Raw genomic sequence first — 17606 nt, forward strand, 5'->3', positions numbered from 1 at the left:
TTCCTCTTGCCGTGGCTTATTTATAGATGCCGGAACCGACAATCATATTGTCGACCCGTTCGATGTAGCCGGATTTTTGCTCGACCACCTTGGTCAGCGGATTGGGCCACTTGAAGTCTACCCAGCCGCGTCCGGCCGGCGTATTGGCCGTGGTGATCAGCGACTTGACGATGGCCTTGCCTTCATTGTCCTTCAGGTCGATCAGGTTCTTGCCGACCATCTTGGGATTGTTGCCGTGCGCCAGGGTGACACCGTTCATGTCGTACACATAAATGTACAGGTCGCGGTCATGGAAGCTGGTGTTGGCGGGATCGGCAATGGCGGCAAAGGCCTTTTCCTTGCCATCGGCCTTGATCATGGCCACGGCGCGCTTGGTCATGGCGATGGCTTCGTCCGCGCTGCCCTTGGGGGCTGCCCAAGCCGCTGCCGGCATGGCGCAGAGGATGAAACTGGCAACGAGGGCTTGGATGCCCGTTTTTACACTCGTCTTCATACGCTGTCTCCTGGGATGATAGGCAACCCCGGCGCGGCCGGTTGTACGGCACTACTGGGAAGTGGAATTGCCTGTACGTATCATACGCCGCCGCCGGGCTTATGCAATCGTTGCGGGAAAGATCGTGTGCCACAGGCGCATCACGTTGTCCGCATGCACGCGCACTCTTTCCGGTTCCACCCGGGCCAGGTCGTGGCCCTGCAGGCGCAACTGGTGCTGCAGCTTGCGTAGCGCGCGGTAGGCGTCGGCCACCAGGGCGGCCAGCTGCGCGTCGATCAGTCCCAGTTCGCCGCACAGGCGCAGCAGGGCGATATTGCCCGAGTTGGCCGTCAGCTGCGGATACTGCGCCGCGTGCTGCAGCACCAGGTATTGCACCATGAACTCGATGTCGATCATGCCGCCCGGATCTTGTTTCAAATCAAAGCTGCCGGGGCGGGGCGGGTGGGCGTCCAGCATTTTCTTGCGCATGGCCACCACTTCACCCTTGAGCGGGCCGTTTTCCGGGCGCTCCTTGCGCAAGATCGTGTCGCGGATGCGTTCGAAGTGCTTGCCGATGGCGACGTCGCCGGCGCAGAAGCGTGCGCGCGTGAGCGCCTGGTGCTCCCACACCCAGGCCGCGCTGCCCTGGTAGCGCTCGAATGCCTGCACGCTGGAAACCAGCATGCCCGAGGCGCCATCGGGGCGCAGGGCGATATCGATGTCGAACAGGATGCCGGCCGAGGTGTGCGAGGTCATCCAGGTGATGAAGCGCTGCGCCAGCTTGGCATACAGGCCGGGCGCTTCCTGGTCGTCGTCGTCGAACAGGAAGATGACGTCCAGGTCGGAGACATAGCCCAGTTCCTTGCCGCCCAGCTTGCCATATGCGATGACGGCGAATTTCGGCACCTCGCGGTGGCGCGTGGGTAAGGTTTGCCACACGGCTTGCACGGTGGCGGCGACGATGATGTCGGCCAGCTGCGACAGGTAATCGGCCAGCTTTTCCACGCTCAGGTCGCCCGCCAGGTCTTGCGCCAGGCACTGGAACAGCTGCGCATGGTGTGTTTCGCGCAGGATATCCATCTGCCGCTCCGTGTCGCCGGGCGCGTCGTCGAGCTGGCGCTGCAGGTCCAGTGCCAGCGCATTTGGATCGGGCACCGTGTTGCGGATGCGTTCATCGAGCAGTTCGTCGAGCAGGATAGGATGTTGCGTGAGGAAGGTGGCGGCCCAGCCGCTGGCGCACACCATGCGCACGACGCGCTCTAGCGTATGGGGATATTCCGTCAGCAGCGACAAATAGGCCGAGCGGCGCGCGATGGCTTCCAAAAAGTCGAGCAGGCGGCCCAGGGTGGCCAGCTGGCTGGCGTTACCGTTGGAAACGGAGCAATCGGTGATCAGGGGCAGGGCGGAATTGACGAGGGCCACCAGGCGCGTGCGGCTCGCCTCGGGCAAGGATTGCAGCCGCGGCGCCTGCCATGTGGCCAGCAAACGGCGCGCGCAGGCGGCAGGTTCGTGGAAACCCAGCGCGGCGAAGCGCGCCTCGATGGCTTCCTGCTGGTCCGAGGCGGCGCAGTCGTTCGACGTCTGCGGGTCGATGCCCGTGTCGGCCGGCGGCGTGCCGCTGCTCTTGTCGCTGAACATCTCGTCGAACTGGCCGGCGACAAACACGCGGTGCGCTTCGAGCTGGGCCAGCAGGGTAGGCGTGTCGGGCAAGCCCATCATCTGCGCCACCACCAGGCGGTCGGCCTCGTTGGCGGGCAGGGTATGGGTTTGCGCATCGTCCAGGTATTGCAGCCGGTGTTCGAGGTTGCGCAGGAAAGTGTAGGAGCCGAGTAATTGCTCCACGATGGCCGGTTCCAGCAAACCCTTGTCTGCCACCGTGCGCAGGGTGGCGCGCGTGGAACGCTCGCGCAGTTCCGCATCGCGCCCGCCGCGTATCAATTGAAACACTTGCGCGAGGAATTCGATTTCGCGGATGCCGCCGCGGCCCAGCTTGACGTTGTTGCTGCGGTCCGGGTGCAGCCGCTCCTGGCGGTTGACCTCGGCGCGGATCTGGCCGTGCATGGTGCGGATGGCATCGATGACGCCGAAATCGAGGTAGCGGCGGAAGACAAACGGGCGCACGATGGCGTCAAGCGACGCAATATCTTCCGGCTTGCCCGTCACGGCGCGCGCCTTGACCCAGGCGTAGCGCTCCCATTCGCGGCCCTGCACGATCAGGTATTGCTCCACCATGCCCAGGCTGGCGGCCAGCGGACCCGAGTTACCGTTCGGACGCAAGGCCATGTCCACACGGAAAGTAAAACCGTCTTGCGTGATTTCGGCCAGGGCGGCGATCAGCTTCTTGCCCATGCGAATGAAAAACTCGTGATTCGACAGGCTGCGCTGGCCCGGCTGAGTAGCGACCGTATCGCCATCTTCCGGGTAGACAAAGATCAGGTCGATGTCCGACGAGACATTCAGCTCGCCGCCGCCCTGCTTGCCCATCGCCAGCACCATCAATGCCTGTTCCTCGCCCGATTCCTCGCCGACGGGCATGCCGTGCAAGGCCACCATCTCGGCCATGATGGCGTCCACATGCGTGCGGATGGCGAAATCGGCAAAGCCCGTCATCGCCGTGACGACCTCGTTCAAGTCGGCCTGGCCGCAAAGATCGCGCTCGATCAGGCCGCACACGAGCAGGTTGCGCAGGCGGCGCATGGCCCGCTCGGCCGGCAGCGGCGGCGTGGCGGCGTTCGATTGCTCGGCCAGCGCAGCGGCAAAATCGAGCCCGTCGAGCGGCGCGCGCACCAGTTGCGTTATCTGCGCGGCGCGCTCGGGGGCGGCGCTCAGCCAGCGCTGGTAGAAACGGGAGGCGGAGATCAAAGGCTGTGTGCTCATGGTGTCGGTAAGGGTCTCGTGAATGCTGCGTGCATGGTTCTTGTTTAACTTGGCTGTGAACGGCGGGGGATGCGGTAAAATTGTGCCGCTGGCGCGAATGCCGCCGGCAGTGCATGCTCTTCCGGACGATGGTAAGGGAGGCTTTGCTCAGAAGCAAGCGCAAGGATGCAGGCGCGCACCACGAATGCAGACGATTTTTGCCATTATTTGACGCCGGGCCAGTTTATTAGCTTATTGATGCAAAAACCGCCAGAAGCAAGCGTGACAGAACATGTGCCATTGGCCTTGCGCTGGCAGCGGCTGCGTGCCGCCTATCGCATGGCCAATCTGGCCACCCACCATGTGTTGGGTTTTACCATCAAACTGGTGCTGCTGGCGTATTTCGCCTTCGCCGTGCTGTTTTTGTTCCTGCGCTACGCCATCCTGCCGAATATCGATTACTACAAGGGCGATATCGAGCGGGCGGCCAGCCGCGCGCTGGGCAACCCTGTCAGTATCGCGCGTATTTATGCCTCCTGGCATGGCGTGCGGCCGAATCTCTTCCTCGGCGACGTGAGCCTGCGCGACAAGACGGGCCGCCAGGCGCTGAGCCTGCCGAGCGTTTCGGCCACCGTGTCATGGTGGAGCGTGCTCGGTTCCGTGCGCTTCGATACGCTGGAAATCACGCGGCCTGACCTGGACGTACGGCGCAGCAAGGATGGCAAGCTGTATGTGGCAGGCGTGCTGGTCGACAGCAAGCAAGGCAGCGACGGCAAGGGTGCCGACTGGCTGCTGTCGCAGCATGAGATCATCATTCGCGACGGCAAGGTGCGCTGGACCGACGAAGCGCGTGGCACGCCGGAGCTGGCTTTAAGCCAGGTTAACTTGCTGCTGCGCAACCACTGGCGCAGCCACCGGCTGGGCTTGCAGGCCACCCCGCCTGCCAGTCTGGCCGCGCCCATCGATGTGCGCGCGCACTTCAGCCATCCCCCTTTCAGCACGCGCATCTCGGATGTGTCGATGTGGAAGGGCGAGTTGTACGCCGACCTGAAAAACGCCGACCTGGCCGCCTGGCGCCGCTATCTCGACTACCCGTTTGAATTAAGCCAGGGCAAGGGCGCCCTGCGCGCCTGGCTGAGCCTGGATCACGCGCGCCTGGCCGGCTTCACGGCCGATGTGGGTCTGACGGAGGTGCAGGCGCAACTGGGCGAGCATATCGCCCCGCTCGACTTGCTGTCGGTCAGCGGGCGCATTTCGGCAAAGGAAGAGCTGTCGGCGCAGGTGCCGGACGGCAAACCCACCTTCGGCGCGAATGGGCACCAGGTCGAGCTGACGAATTTCGCGGTGGAAACGCGCGATGGCCTCAGCCTGCCGCCCACGACCCTGTCCGAACGCTTTGTCGCCGCCACCAAGCGCAAGCCGGCGCGCACGGAAATCACGGCCAAGTCGCTCGATTTGCACACCCTGGCCGCGCTGGCCGACAAGCTGCCGCTGGGCGAGCAGCAGCGCCAGCGTCTCGATGCCCTGGCGCCGCGCGGGCGTTTGCAGGATTTTTCAGCGCAATGGGAAGGCGACATGGCCACGCCCGCCAGCTACCGTTTGCGCGGCAAGCTCATCGATCTGGGCCTGAATGCGCAGCCGGCGCGCCTGGCCGTGGCGAAGACGGCGACCAGCCCTGCACAGGCGGCTGCACCGGCCATTCCCGGCTTCGACCACCTGACCGGCAGCATCGACGCCAATGACAAGGGCGGCAGCATTGCCATCGATGCGCAGGATTTGGTGTTGCAGTTCCCCACCTACCTGAGCGAGCCGGCCTTGCCGTTCGAACAATTCGCCATGCAGGCGCGCTGGACCTTTGAAGCGGGCAATATGCTGCAAGTCGGGCTGGACAAGCTGGACTTCGATCAGCAAGGCTTGCGCGTCGCCTTGCAGGGCACGCACCGCATGCCGCTCGACGGCAAGAACCTGGGCCAGGTCGATTTGACGGGCACGATCGACAATTTCCATATCAACACCATCGGCCGCTATCTGCCGCTGCAAACGCCCGAGCACCTGCGCCACTGGCTGACGGGCGCGCTGGAAGGCGGCGTGGCGCGCGATGTCAGCCTGCGCCTGCGCGGCGAACTCGAGCATTTCCCCTTCAAGGGGGATACGCCCGCCCAGCGCAATCGCGGCGACTTTCGCGTGGCCGGCAAGCTCGAGAACGGCATCCTCAATTATGCACCGGGCGAATTGGCGGAAAACGGACCGCTGGCGGGCAAGGCGCCGTTGTGGCCGCAGGCGGAAAAAATCAAGGGCAGCTTTATTTTCGAGCGGGCGCGCATGGAAATCCGCGGCGACACGGCCACCACGGGCGGCGTGGCTCTGACGAATGTCAAAGCCGTAATTCCCGACCTGACCGTGTTCGACACCTTGCTCGATATCGAGGGCAATGCCGCCGGCCCGATGCAGGAATTCCTCAAGTACGTGGCGGCCAGTCCCGTGCTGGGCTGGATCGAGCATTTCACGGACGAAACGACGGCGACGGGCAACGCCAGGCTGGCCCTCAAATTGCACTTGCCGATCGAGCGCATGCTCGAGGCGACCGTGCAGGGCAGCTTGCAGCTGGCGGGCAACGACGTGGTGCTGTTCCACGACATGCCGCCCGTGCTGGGCACGCAGGGCAAGATCGAATTTAACGAGAAGGGCGTCAACCTGAATGGCTTGAACGGCAGCCTGCTGGGCGGGCCGCTGGCCATCTCGGGCGGCACGCAGGCGGACAATTCCATCCAGGTGAAAATTGCCGGCAACATGACCATCGACGGCTTGCGCAAGACGTATCCGGCGCCCGTGTTGCAGCGGCTGGCGAAGCATTTGAATGGCGGCGCGCGCTACAGCGGCTTGATCACGGCGCGCGACCACCAGGTGGTGGTCAATGTCGAGTCGCCGCTGACGGGCCTGGGCCTGGATTTCCCCGCGCCCCTGAAAAAGCCTGCCGGCGACAGCCTGCCCGTGAAATTCACCTTGACGGGCAATGCGGCGAACGGCGCCGGCCTGCGCACGGACGATATCCGCATCGCGCTGGGCTCTGGCATCGCCGCCCGCTACCAGCGCCAGAAGCAGGGCAAGGATGCCTGGCGCCTGGTGCGCGGCGGCATCGGCGTGAACGTGCCGGCGCCGGAACCGGACAGCGGCATGATGCTCAACGTGAATATGAAAACCCTGGACGTGGACAGCTGGATCGCCGTCGGCGGTGAAATCGCCGGCAACGCCACGGCGCCAGCCGATGCCGGTGGCAACGCCGACGACGCACCCGATATCGCGCAATATGTGGTGCCGGACATGATGGCGGCGCGCGCCAGCGAACTGATGCTGGGCGAGCGCAAGCTGGAAAACGTGGTGGTGGGCGCCACGCATCAAAAGGATGTGTGGCAAGCCAATATTGACGCGAAACAAGTGTCGGGCTATGTGACGTGGCTGGAAACGCCGTCCGGCCTGGGCAAGATGACGGCGCGCCTGTCGTCGCTGATCATTCCGGAATCGGCCGCCAACGATGTGAAGAGTTTACTGGAAGGCAAGAGCGGTGCCCAGTCGATTCCGTCGCTCGATATCATCGCCGAGCAATTTGAACTGTTCAACAAGAAGATCGGCCGGCTGGAGTTGCAGGCCTATAACACCATGGCGGCGGGCGGGCGCGAGTGGCGCGTGGGCAAGCTGCAATTGTCGAATCCCGATGGTGCGCTGAGCGGCAATGGCAAATGGGTCATCAAGGATGGTCAAAGCACGACCAGCCTGCGTTTCGGCCTCGATATCGTCGATGCGGGCAAGTTGCTCGACCGCTTCGGCTTTGCCGATACGGTGCGTCGCGGCAAGGGGCGCCTGAGCGGCGACATCGCCTGGAACGGCTTGCCGTATTCGCTCGACATTCCCACCCTGTCGGGGCAGATCGAGATGAATGTGGAGTCGGGCCAGTTCCTCAAGCAGGATCCGGGCGCGGCCAAGCTGTTGGGCGTGCTCAGCCTGCAAGCCTTGCCCCGTTTGCTGAAACTCGATTTCCACGATGTGTTTTCCGAAGGCCTGGCCTTCGACGGCATCACGGCCAACGCCAGCATCAAGCGCGGCGTGGTGAGCACCGACAACCTCAAGATGCACGGCGTGGCGGCCACCGTACTGATGGATGGCAAGGCCGATATCGCCAATGAAACGACGAATTTGCACGTGGTGGTGATCCCCGAATTTAACCTGGGCACGGGGCCGCTCGTGTATGCGCTGGCCGTCAACCCCGTCATCGGCCTGGGTAGTTTCCTGGCGCAATTGTTCCTGCGTGCCCCCGTGATGAAGGCGCTCACCTATCACATGCAGATTGCCGGACCGTGGAAGTCGCCCGTCGTGACCAAGCTCGATGGTGGTAAATTGGAGCCTGTCGCCGTGCCTGCCGCCGCGGCCGTGGAGGCGGTGGCGAAATAGGCGAGGCGTTCGAATGGAGAAGAGGTGGCAATGATGCATACAGTCGCAGCAGTACAAATGATTTCCTCGCCGTCCGTGGCAGACAACCTGGCCACGGCGCGACGCCTGGTGGCACAGGCCGCCGCCGCTGGCGCGCAGCTGGTGGTGTTGCCCGAATACTGGGCCATCATGGGCCAGCAGGAAACGGACAAGCTGGCCCATGCGGAACAGCCCGGTAGCGGACCGATCCAGGATGGCATGGCGCAGATGGCGCGTCAGCACGGCATCTGGCTGATCGGCGGCACCTTGCCCCTGATCTCCGGCGAGGAGGGCAAGGTCTTGAACACCACGCTGGTGTACGACCCGCAAGGCGAGCCGGCCGGCCGCTACGACAAGATCCACCTGTTCGGTTTTACGCGCGGCACCGAGTCGTACAATGAATCGCGCACCATCGTGCCTGGTGCGCAAGTGCGCGCCATCGAGACGCCGTTTGGCCGGGTCGGACTGTCCATCTGCTATGACTTGCGCTTTCCCGAGCTGTACCGCGCCATGGGCGATTGCGCGCTGATCGTCGTGCCGGCCGCATTTACCCATACGACGGGCAGCGCCCACTGGGAAGTGCTGTTGCGCGCGCGCGCCATCGAAAACCAGTGCTATGTGCTGGCCTCGGCGCAGGGCGGCTTGCATCCGAACGGCCGGCGCACATGGGGCCACAGCATGCTGATCGACCCTTGGGGCGAAGTGAAAGCCGTGTTGCCCGAAGGCGAGGGTGTGGTCAGCGGCGAAATCGACCTGGTGTTTTTGGCCGGCGTGCGCGAATCCTTGCCAGCGCTGGCGCACCGGACGATGTGAATTGAATTGTGAGAAAGAGTTATGAAGCCATTTGAACCCAATCTGTCCAGCCTGGCCGTGGCGCGCGACATCCTGCTCACGCCGTTCGGCCTGGACGAAGACAAGCTGCTCAAAGCCCTGGGCACGATGTTTACGCACAAGGTCGACTATGCCGACCTGTATTTCCAGTCGACCAGGAGCGAAGGCTGGAGCCTGGAAGAGGGCATCGTCAAGACGGGCAGTTTTTCCATCGACCAGGGTGTGGGCGTGCGCGCCGTGTCCGGCGACAAGACGGCCTTTGCGTATTCCGACGATATTTCCGAGCGGGCCTTGCTGGAAGCGGCAGCAGCCACGCGCACCATCGCGCGCGCGGGCGCCGGCAGAGTCAAGATCGCGGGCCAGATGCAGCCGCAAGGCGGGCGTTCGCTGTACCTGCCCAATGATCCGCTCGCCTCGCTGGATGCCACGGCCAAGGTGCAACTGCTCGAGCGTGTGGAAAAGATGGCGCGGGCGAAAGACCCCAGAGTCGTGCAGGTGATGGCGGGCCTGGCCGGCGAGTACGACGTGGTGCTGGTGCTGCGCAGCGACGGCGTGCTGGCGGCCGACATCCGCCCGCTGGTGCGCGTCTCGCTGACCGTGATCGCGGAACAGAATGGCCGCCGCGAAACGGGCTCGGCTGGTGGCGGCGGGCGTTACAGCTATGACTATTTCAGTGATGCCGTGCTGGAACAATATGCGGCAGACGCCGTCAACTCGGCCCTGGTGAATCTGGAAGCGCGCCCCGCGCCCGCCGGCCCCATGACCATCGTGCTGGGACCGGGCTGGCCCGGCATCCTGTTGCACGAGGCGATCGGCCATGGCCTGGAAGGCGATTTCAACCGCAAGGGTTCGTCCGCGTTTTCCGGATGCATCGGCGAGCGCGTGGCGGCCAAGGGCGTCACGGTGGTCGACGACGGCACCCTGGCCGGCCGGCGCGGCTCCCTGAATATCGACGACGAGGGCAACCCGACGCAGTGCACGACCCTGATCGAGGATGGCATCCTGAAGGGTTACATCCAGGACACGATGAATGCGCGCCTGATGAAGATGCCCGTGACGGGCAATGCGCGCCGCGAATCGTTCGCCCACCTGCCCATGCCGCGCATGACGAACACGTATATGCTGGGCGGCGACATGGACCCCGGTGAAATCCTCGCTTCCGTGAAAAATGGTTTGTATGCCGTCAACTTTGGCGGCGGTCAGGTCGACATTACCAACGGCAAGTTTGTCTTCTCGGCCAGCGAAGCGTACATGATCGAAAATGGCAAGCTCAGCTATCCGGTCAAAGGGGCGACCCTGATCGGTAATGGTCCGGACGTGCTCAACCGCGTCTGCATGATCGGCAACGACATGCGCCTCGATTCGGGCGTGGGCGTGTGCGGCAAGGAGGGGCAGAGCGTGCCCGTGGGCGTGGGGCAGCCAACCCTGCGCCTCGATGGCATTACCGTCGGCGGCACAGCCTGATTTTTTGGATGGTTTGCGTAGGTCGGGTTAGTCGCGTAAGCCGACACCCCCAATGGCAGTGTCAACAATGGTGTCGGATTACGCGTGGCTTCGCCCCGCTAATCCGACCTACGCTCCCGCCTTTCTGATTCCTCAGCAAAGCGCGTAACCCGACACCACCATCACGCCAACACCACCGGCCGTGCCAACATGGTTGCTGGATTCCTCAGAATTTGTACTTCAGCCCGGCACTGAAGAAACGTCCCGCCGCACCCGCATAGTCGAGCGGGTTGTAGCCCGTGGCGCCATACGTGAGCGGATCGAGCGGGGCGATCTTGTCGAACAGGTTTTGCACCGTTGCAAACACTTCCAGCTTGGGTGTGGCCAGCCAGCGGGCCGTCAGGTCCACCGTCGTGAACGAGGCGATGCGGCAGCCGCGCGGCGCATCGGTGCCGTCGGCGAAATGCGTGGCGCAGCCGTCCGGATCGTTCTTGAAGCTGATATTGTCGAGCGGCGCGCGGTAGTTGACATTGGTCGAGACGCGCCAGTTCTGACGCTCCCAGGTGGCGCTCAGGTTGACCCTGTCACCGGGCGTGCCCATGCAGTTGGAAACATCGCAATTGCCGTGCGTGCCGGCGAAATCGCGCTGCGTGCCGTCCTGCTCCGTGCGCAGCCATTTGTACAGATGCGTCCACTTCAGGTCGAACACCAGGTTGCCATGGTCGCCGCCCAGGTTGAAGCGCTGGCGCGCGTCGATATCGATGCCGCGCACCGTCGTTTGCGCGGAATTGACATAGCTGGCCAGCACGGCCGTGATGGCACCCGGATCGCCGGGCTTGTCGCTGGCCGTGGACGGGTCGCGTGCCACGTGGCCCTGCGCAATCGCTGTGTCCGTCTGTTCCTGGTTGATCTCATTCTTGCGGCGGATTTGCCACAGATCGACCGAGAGGCTGGTGCGCGGCAGCGGGTCCCACACGGCGCCCACGGAATAGCTGCGCGAACGCTCGGGCGACAGCTTGGGATTGGGCGCGGTGATGACGGCGATCGATGCCGGGTCGCAGGCCAGGGTCACGCCGAGCGCGCAGCGCAGCGGGTCGCTGGCGGTGGAAAACGCAGCCAGGCCGCCAACGCCGTTTTCCGCCGCGCCGGGTGCGCGGAAACCCTTGGCGAAGGTGCCGCGCAGGGCCAGTTCACGCAGCGGCGTCCATTTCACACCCACTTTCGGCGTATAGGAATTGCCCACGTCAGTGAAGTGGTCGGCGCGCAGGGCGCCCGACAGCTCCACGCTTTTCAGCACGGGCGCCAGCACTTCGGCATACAGGGCCGAAGCGTTGCGGCTGCCCTTGTAGGCGGAATAGCCGAGGCAGATGATATTGCCCCGTTCCGTGCCTGCGGTGGGCTGCAGTTCCGTCGACTCGTGGCGGAATTCGGCGCCCACGGCCAGGCCCAGGCTACCGCCGTCGAGCTTGCCCATTTCGCGGCTGGCCTTGAAGTCGATCTGCGCGATATGCGTTTTGGCGTCGTTCGAGATGCGCGGCGACAGGGCCGCGTACAGTGCGGGCGAATTGAGACCCGCGTTTTCCGCGATGCGCCATACGCTGCCGGCGGGCAGGGCCGCATAGGCAGGGTTCAGGCGGGCCGCAGCCACATTGGCGTCGCTGGGGTTGAGCAGGGCGAAGGCCACGTCGCGCTGCAGGAAGCCGCCGCGCTCGTTCGCGACCTTGTTTTGCGAGTACAGCAGGGCGCTGTCGATGTCCCAGCCCGCCACGCTGCCCTTGATGCCGGCGACGAAGCGCGTGAAGGTGGAATCGACTTCCGAGGTGCGCGGACCCACGTCGGCGGCCAGGTAACGCAGTCGTGCAGCGCGGCCGAAGTAGGGATTGTCAGGATGGCCGGCGCCCAGCGCCACAGCCGCATTGCTGACGGGGCCGCCCGGAAAACCCACCGAGCCGCTGATGGTCGACGGCGTGGTGACGGAACTCGATTCGCTGTGATACACGTTCAGTTCGGCATACGCTTGCAGCGCTGGCGTCAGTTGCCAGGCGCCACGGCCAAAGAAATTGATGTTCTTTTGCCTGGGCTGGATCTGGCCATATTGCTGCGCGGCATCGGTCAGGCAGCCGCCGCCTGGATCGCCCTGCGGGTGGTTTGTGAAGTTGCCGCAGGCGGCGCCGGGGAAGGTGCGCGTAAAGCCCACGCCGCCCAGGTTGCCGCGGTTATAGTAGTCGAAGGTGTCGGGATTGCGCACGTTGCCGTTGACGGCGCTGCCCGCCGCATTGTTGTCGGTGATGGCGCCGGCGCCGCTGAGGGTTTCCTGCGCGCTGAAGCCCAGGTCGCGCAAGTCGCTGCGGCCGACGGCGCCCCGTCCGGCCCGGTCGCGGTTCGAGATCGCCCCTTTTTCGCTGTATTCCAGGTTCAGCAGCACATTGTAGCGGTCGTTGTCGATATCGCCGAAGCCGTGCGTGATGGATGCGCGCGCCTCGCGCCCGTCCCAGTCTTTCGTCTTGCCGTAATTGCCCTTCACGGCCGTGCCCTGGTAATCGCGCCGCAGGATCACGTTGACGACGCCGGCGATGGCGTCCGAGCCGTAGATGGCCGAGGCGCCATCCTTGAGAATTTCCACGCGCTCCACCGCTTCCAGGGGGATGATGTTCAGGTCGGCAAATACCTTCTGGCCGTCGTCTGCCAGGCCGTAGGGCGCCACGCGGCGCCCGTTCAGCAAGACCAGGGTCGACGCCGTGCCCAGGCCGCGCAGCGAGATGCCCGACGCGCCGGCGGCAAAGCCGCCGCTGAAACTGGTAGGGACCGAGCCCTGGTTGTCGACGGCCAGGGTTTGCAGCAGTTCGGCCACGCTGGCCTTGCCCGATTTCTCGATATCGGCCGCATTCAGGGTTTGTACGGCCGAGGCTGTTTCAGCCTGGGCGCGGCGGATGTTCGAGCCGGTGATTTCCACGCGCTGCAGGGGCGCAGGTGCAGCATTGTCTTGTGCCAGGACGGGTAGACTCAGCAGTGCACTGGCCAGTGCCAGGCCCAGGCGTGGTGGCGAAAAGGCAGCGGGCTGAAACAAGGGGGTAGGGCTCATTGTGTTCTCCGGAAAAGGTCAGGCAATCAAAGGTCGTCGATGCGTCCTTGAGTCTTGTCCGTCCGGTCTGCCCGTGATTAGATCTTGATCAGTAGTGTGTCGTTTGCCGTCGCCGCAATGGGCGTTGTGTGGTGTGCGCGCCACGACGGGCTCCACACTGGACTGGACTGGCCATGCCGGTCTAGTGGCGCGCAACTTTTTATGCTTTTTTACGCGCTTTGCCGTGTAAAACGGCAGCGGCATGCGGCTTTGCCGACAAATATGCTTGCCAACCCTTGCAATTTAGGTTTATAGTCGTTCATCACTTATGGATGACTCGCATGTTCGCTCGCCACTTTTTTACCGCTTATTTTTACTTTAGCAATTCCAACCCAAAGGCGGTGGAGTAGCGGTCGGTTCACGTAGCAGCAAAAAACGAGATCCCAGCAAATTCTAAAAAACCGCCACTGATGGCGGTTTTTTTTTACCCAGATGTTTTACCCTTCCTTAAATTTTGGAGAAAATGATGCCCCGCACCGATGATTTGCGAATTCGCGAAATGAAGGAATTGACCCCGCCGTCCCACCTGATCCGCGAATTCGCCTGCTCGGAGCAAGCCGAACAGACCGCTGCCAGCGCCCGTATCGCCCTGCACCGCATTCTGCACGGCCAGGATGACCGCCTGATGGTGGTGATCGGGCCGTGCTCCATCCACGATACCAAGGCGGCGATGGAATATGCGCGCCTGCTGGTCAAGGAGCGTGCGCGTTTCTCTGGCGAACTGGAAATCGTCATGCGCGTCTATTTCGAAAAGCCGCGCACCACGGTGGGCTGGAAGGGGCTGATCAACGACCCGTACATGGACAACAGCTTCCGCATTAACGACGGCTTGCACATGGCGCGCGAATTGTTGCGTGATATCAATGAGCTGGGTTTGCCGGCTGGCACGGAGTTCCTCGACGTCATCAGCCCGCAATACATCGCCGACCTGATCAGTTGGGGTGCCATTGGCGCACGCACCACGGAGTCGCAGGTGCACCGCGAGCTGGCCTCGGGACTGTCGTGCCCGGTCGGCTTCAAGAATGGCACGGACGGCAATGTGAAAATCGCCGTGGAAGCCATCAAGGCCGCCTCGCAGCCGCACCATTTCCTTTCCGTCACGAAGGGCGGCCACTCGGCCATCGTCTCGACCAACGGCAATGAGGATTGCCACATCATCTTGCGCGGCGGCAAGACGCCCAACTATGACGCGGCCAGCGTGGACGAGGCCTGCAAGGCCATCGCGGCGCAAGGCCTGGCGGCGCGCCTGATGATCGACGCCTCGCATGCGAACAGCTCGAAAAAACCGGAAAACCAGATCCCCGTGTGTGCCGACATCGCCAGCCAGGTGGCCGGCGGCGACAGCCGCATCGTCGGCGTGATGGTGGAATCGCACCTGGTGGCCGGGCGCCAGGATTTGATCCCGGGCAAGGAATTGATCTATGGCCAATCCGTCACCGATGGCTGCATCGACTGGAGCGCCAGTGTGGCCGTGCTGGAAAACCTGGCGGCGGCCGTCAAGCTGCGCCGCCTGCAGGGCGACGCGGAATAAGGTGGCGTGCAGCATGAAAAAAAGCCCGGAAAGCTAAAGCTTTCCGGGCTTTTTTACTTAATTCAATTCGCCTGACAAAAGCGTAGCGAGCGGCAACGAGTTGCGGCCGAGACGCGGAACTGTGCTTGAGCACAGTGAGCATCGCAGGCCGCTACTCGCGACGCGCAGTAGCTTGTGTCAGGTGTACTTAGAACTTGTACGTGGCGCGCACGTAGAAGGTGCGGCCCAGCGGATCAGTGTAACGCGGATCGTAGCCGGACTGGAAGGTGCCGATCTGGTTACTGAACGGTGGATCTTCGTTCAGCAGATTTTTTACGCCCACGGTGACTTCGGTATTCTTGAAGCCGGAGTACGCGCCCGACAGCGACCATACCGAGTAAGCCTTGACGCTTTGCTCGAATTGCGGATCGACATAGTTCTGGTCGCGGTAGCCGCTCATGTACTTGTTCGACAGCGTGGCATTCCACTTGTCCATATTCCATTGCAGGGAGGCATTGTGTCTCCAGCGGAATACCGGTGCATTGTCGCCATACACGCCCACGTTTTGCACGAATTCGCCGCCGCGTTCGTTCTGGTACTCATACTTCTGTACCCAGGTGCCGTCAAAGGCGAACGTGAAGTTGCCATACTGGCTACGTGGCAATTTCCAGTTCAGGCCCAAGTCGATGCCCGAGGTGTGCATTTCGCCCAGGTTGCCCAGGGTGGCCAGCACGTAATCGAGCTTGCCATCAGCGGTATAGATGAAGTTGTTCTGATACTTTGCGTAGTTGTCGAACAGGGTCTGTTCGGCCACGGTGCCGATCTTGTCGCGCAGCTTGATCTGGAAGTAATCGAGCGAGACGGTCAGCGACTTGGTAGGTTCGATGACGATACCGGCGCTGAAGGTTTTCGATTTTTCCGGGCCGACGTCCGGATTGCCACCCGAGCGGATGTACTGCTGCGCGCCGCAGGCGACATTGCTGTTGGCGCCAGGAATCGCGACGCCGCCTGGGCACAGGCGTGGATCGTCGTACTTGTTGGCCGTGAAGGTCTTGGTTTGCGGACCATGCAGGTCATACAGTGTTGGTGCGCGGAAGCCTGTGTTGTAGGAGCTGCGAAGCAGCACCTGGCTCGTTGGCTGCCAGCGCACGCCGACCTTCGGATTGAAGCTGCCGCCGACGTCGTTATAGTGGTCATAACGGGCTGCCAGCGACAGTTCCAGGTCTTTCACGACAGGAATGCTCAGTTCCGAGAAGATGGCGGCGATATTGCGGCTGCCCGACTGGTTCTGCGCTTCGGCGTAGCCGGAGCTCGACGCCTGGCCGGCCAGATCCCGGTTCACGTTGTACTCGGCTTTGTCGTTGCGGAATTCCGTACCGACGGCGAAACCGACGGCGCCAGCCGGCAGGTTGAACAGCTCGCGGCTGACCTTGGCGTCGACCGCGGTGCTGGTCATCTTCGCGCTCAGGTATTCGCCTTTCAGGACGGAGTCCTTCAGGTACGCATCGCCAGCGCTACTCTGCGCGCCGAACGGGTTCAGTATGCCATTGCCGATACCGTCGATGATGCGCTGGTCATTCAGGTAGCCGCCCGTGAAGGCGCTGGTGGCCTTGCTGACGGAGTAGCTGAGGCCGACGTTGTAGTCCCACGCACCCAGGACGCCTTCGGAAGCCAGTACCAGGCGGTCCGAGGTGCTGGTGTCGAAGCCGCTGCGCTGGCCCGACGCCACCGGACGCCAGCTGATGTCCAGCGGCGCGCCCGACAGGCCCGCCACGGCTGGTACACCGCCGCTGCCGCCTGGATAGTAAGGGGAGCTCGACGACATGAGGATGCCGATGTTCGACATCGGCGGCGGCGAGATGCGCGCCTCGTTGGTGCTGCGCGAGTGCAGGTATTCGATGGTGGCCAGGTGATCCTGGTTCAGCTTGAAGCTGGCCTTGCCGAGGAAGGATTCCTGCTGGGTTTTCGGGATGGCCTGGATGAATGGTGTGACATCCATGGCGCAGGTGCTCTTGCCCGAAGTATTCTTGTACAGGTTCTCACCCACGCAACCGCCGGCGAAGGCCGGGTTGCCGATCAGGCCATTGCCGGTATCGTAAAAGTTGGCAGGGAAGGTGGTGCCGCTCAGGTTATCCACGCCCTTGCTTGGGATGTAGCCGCTCTTCGAGAAGGAACGGTCGGCCGTGCTCAGCGCCGACTGGCGATGTACGTCAACCACGCCGAAGACGTTGAAGCCATCTTTGTTCAGATCGCCGTAGCCGCCGGACAGGTTCAGGCGCGACTCGTCGCCGCCCCCCGCTTTTTGTGGCTCGTAATGTTCGACCGTGACGGAGCCGCCCTTGACGGAACGCTTGGTGATGAAGTTAATCACGCCGCCAATGGCATCGGTACCGTAGATGGCGGAGGCGCCGTCGCGCAGCACCTCAACGCGCTCCAGGGCTGAAATCGGAATGATGTTCAGGTCGACGGACGAGCCGTTGAATGGGTGGCTGGCGATACGGCGGCCGTTCAGCAGGACCAGGGTCTTGTCGCCGCCGATGCCGCGCAGGTCGGCGACGGACTGGCCGCCCGTACCGGAGCCTACGGATTGCGAGCTGCTTTGCGAGCTCTGATTCATGGAAATGGTGGACAGGACTTCCTGTGCCGTCGTCAAGCCTTGCTTGGCGAAATCATCGGCCTTGATCGAGGTGATCGGCAGCGCTGTCTCCGATGCCAGGCGCTTGATGCTCGAACCGGTGACTTCCACGCGCTGCATGGTGCCATCTGTTGTTTCTTGCGCATACGCGGCATGCATGCTCAGGGCCATGCCGCCAGCAAACATCAGGCGCAAGGAGCGCGACATTACATTTTCTATCATCATCTGAAATTCCTTGGTATTGTGATAAAGATGGCATTTATTTTGAAATAAC

8 protein-coding genes are annotated in these 17606 nt (G+C 63.0%); 4 read left to right on the plus strand and 4 right to left on the minus strand.

Going from position 1 to position 17606, the window contains the following annotated elements; genetic code table 11:
• Nucleotides 1–16: 16 nt before the first annotated feature.
• Both FJQ89_RS23510 and glnE read right to left on the minus strand, forming a co-directional pair.
• Nucleotides 17–493: a cache domain-containing protein gene (locus FJQ89_RS23510; RefSeq protein ID WP_141171917.1), complete on the minus strand. Its 477-nt coding sequence runs from the start codon at nucleotides 491–493 to the stop codon at nucleotides 17–19.
• Nucleotides 494–592: 99 nt separating this feature from the next.
• A complete protein-coding gene (gene glnE, locus FJQ89_RS23515) occupies nucleotides 593–3349 on the minus strand; it encodes a bifunctional [glutamate--ammonia ligase]-adenylyl-L-tyrosine phosphorylase/[glutamate--ammonia-ligase] adenylyltransferase (RefSeq protein WP_141171918.1) in 2757 nt (918 codons plus the stop codon).
• 237 nt (nucleotides 3350–3586) lie between these two features.
• On the opposite strand from glnE, the gene FJQ89_RS23520 reads away from it, so the two are divergent.
• Genes FJQ89_RS23520 through tldD form a run of 3 tightly spaced genes read left to right on the plus strand, consistent with a single transcriptional unit; the run spans nucleotide 3587 to nucleotide 10087 of the window.
• On the plus strand, nucleotides 3587–7774 hold the full coding sequence (locus FJQ89_RS23520) for a YhdP family protein (protein ID WP_168208512.1): 4188 nt from the start codon (nucleotides 3587–3589) through the stop codon (nucleotides 7772–7774).
• Nucleotides 7775–7804: 30 nt separating this feature from the next.
• Entirely contained in the window at nucleotides 7805–8605 is an 801-nt protein-coding gene (locus FJQ89_RS23525) for a carbon-nitrogen hydrolase family protein (RefSeq protein WP_141171919.1), read from the plus strand.
• A gap of 21 nt (nucleotides 8606–8626) precedes the next feature.
• On the plus strand, nucleotides 8627–10087 hold the full coding sequence (tldD, locus tag FJQ89_RS23530) for a metalloprotease TldD (RefSeq protein ID WP_141171920.1): 1461 nt from the start codon (nucleotides 8627–8629) through the stop codon (nucleotides 10085–10087).
• A gap of 205 nt (nucleotides 10088–10292) precedes the next feature.
• On the opposite strand, the gene FJQ89_RS23535 is transcribed toward tldD, so the two are convergent.
• Nucleotides 10293–13148, minus strand: coding sequence for a TonB-dependent receptor (locus tag FJQ89_RS23535; RefSeq protein ID WP_141171921.1), 2856 nt, complete (start codon nucleotides 13146–13148; stop codon nucleotides 10293–10295).
• 505 nt (nucleotides 13149–13653) lie between these two features.
• Here FJQ89_RS23535 and aroG point away from each other — a divergent pair.
• A complete protein-coding gene (gene aroG, locus FJQ89_RS23540; protein WP_279239669.1) occupies nucleotides 13654–14718 on the plus strand; it encodes a 3-deoxy-7-phosphoheptulonate synthase AroG in 1065 nt (354 codons plus the stop codon).
• A 187-nt stretch (nucleotides 14719–14905) separates the two neighbouring features.
• Here aroG and FJQ89_RS23545 read toward each other — a convergent pair whose 3' ends face one another.
• Nucleotides 14906–17557, minus strand: coding sequence for a TonB-dependent receptor (locus FJQ89_RS23545; RefSeq protein WP_243136224.1), 2652 nt, complete (start codon nucleotides 17555–17557; stop codon nucleotides 14906–14908).
• Nucleotides 17558–17606 lie beyond the last annotated feature (49 nt).

It is taken from the genome of Janthinobacterium tructae (assembly GCF_006517255.1).
GTDB classification, from domain to species: Bacteria; Pseudomonadota; Gammaproteobacteria; order Burkholderiales; family Burkholderiaceae_D; genus Janthinobacterium; species Janthinobacterium tructae.

Bases quoted from the DNA above. Each gene is read 5' to 3' on its own strand.
- glnE (WP_141171918.1), bottom strand. From the start codon at position 3,349: ATGAGCACACAGCCTTTGATCTCCGCCTCCCGTTTCTACCAGCGCTGG.
- FJQ89_RS23545 (WP_243136224.1), bottom strand. From the start codon at position 17,557: ATGATGATAGAAAATGTAATGTCGCGCTCCTTGCGCCTGATGTTTGCT.
- FJQ89_RS23535 (WP_141171921.1), bottom strand. From the start codon at position 13,148: ATGAGCCCTACCCCCTTGTTTCAGCCCGCTGCCTTTTCGCCACCACGC.
- aroG (WP_279239669.1), top strand. From the start codon at position 13,654: ATGCCCCGCACCGATGATTTGCGAATTCGCGAAATGAAGGAATTGACC.
- FJQ89_RS23520 (WP_168208512.1), top strand. From the start codon at position 3,587: ATGCAAAAACCGCCAGAAGCAAGCGTGACAGAACATGTGCCATTGGCC.
- tldD (WP_141171920.1), top strand. From the start codon at position 8,627: ATGAAGCCATTTGAACCCAATCTGTCCAGCCTGGCCGTGGCGCGCGAC.
- FJQ89_RS23510 (WP_141171917.1), bottom strand. From the start codon at position 493: ATGAAGACGAGTGTAAAAACGGGCATCCAAGCCCTCGTTGCCAGTTTC.
- FJQ89_RS23525 (WP_141171919.1), top strand. From the start codon at position 7,805: ATGATGCATACAGTCGCAGCAGTACAAATGATTTCCTCGCCGTCCGTG.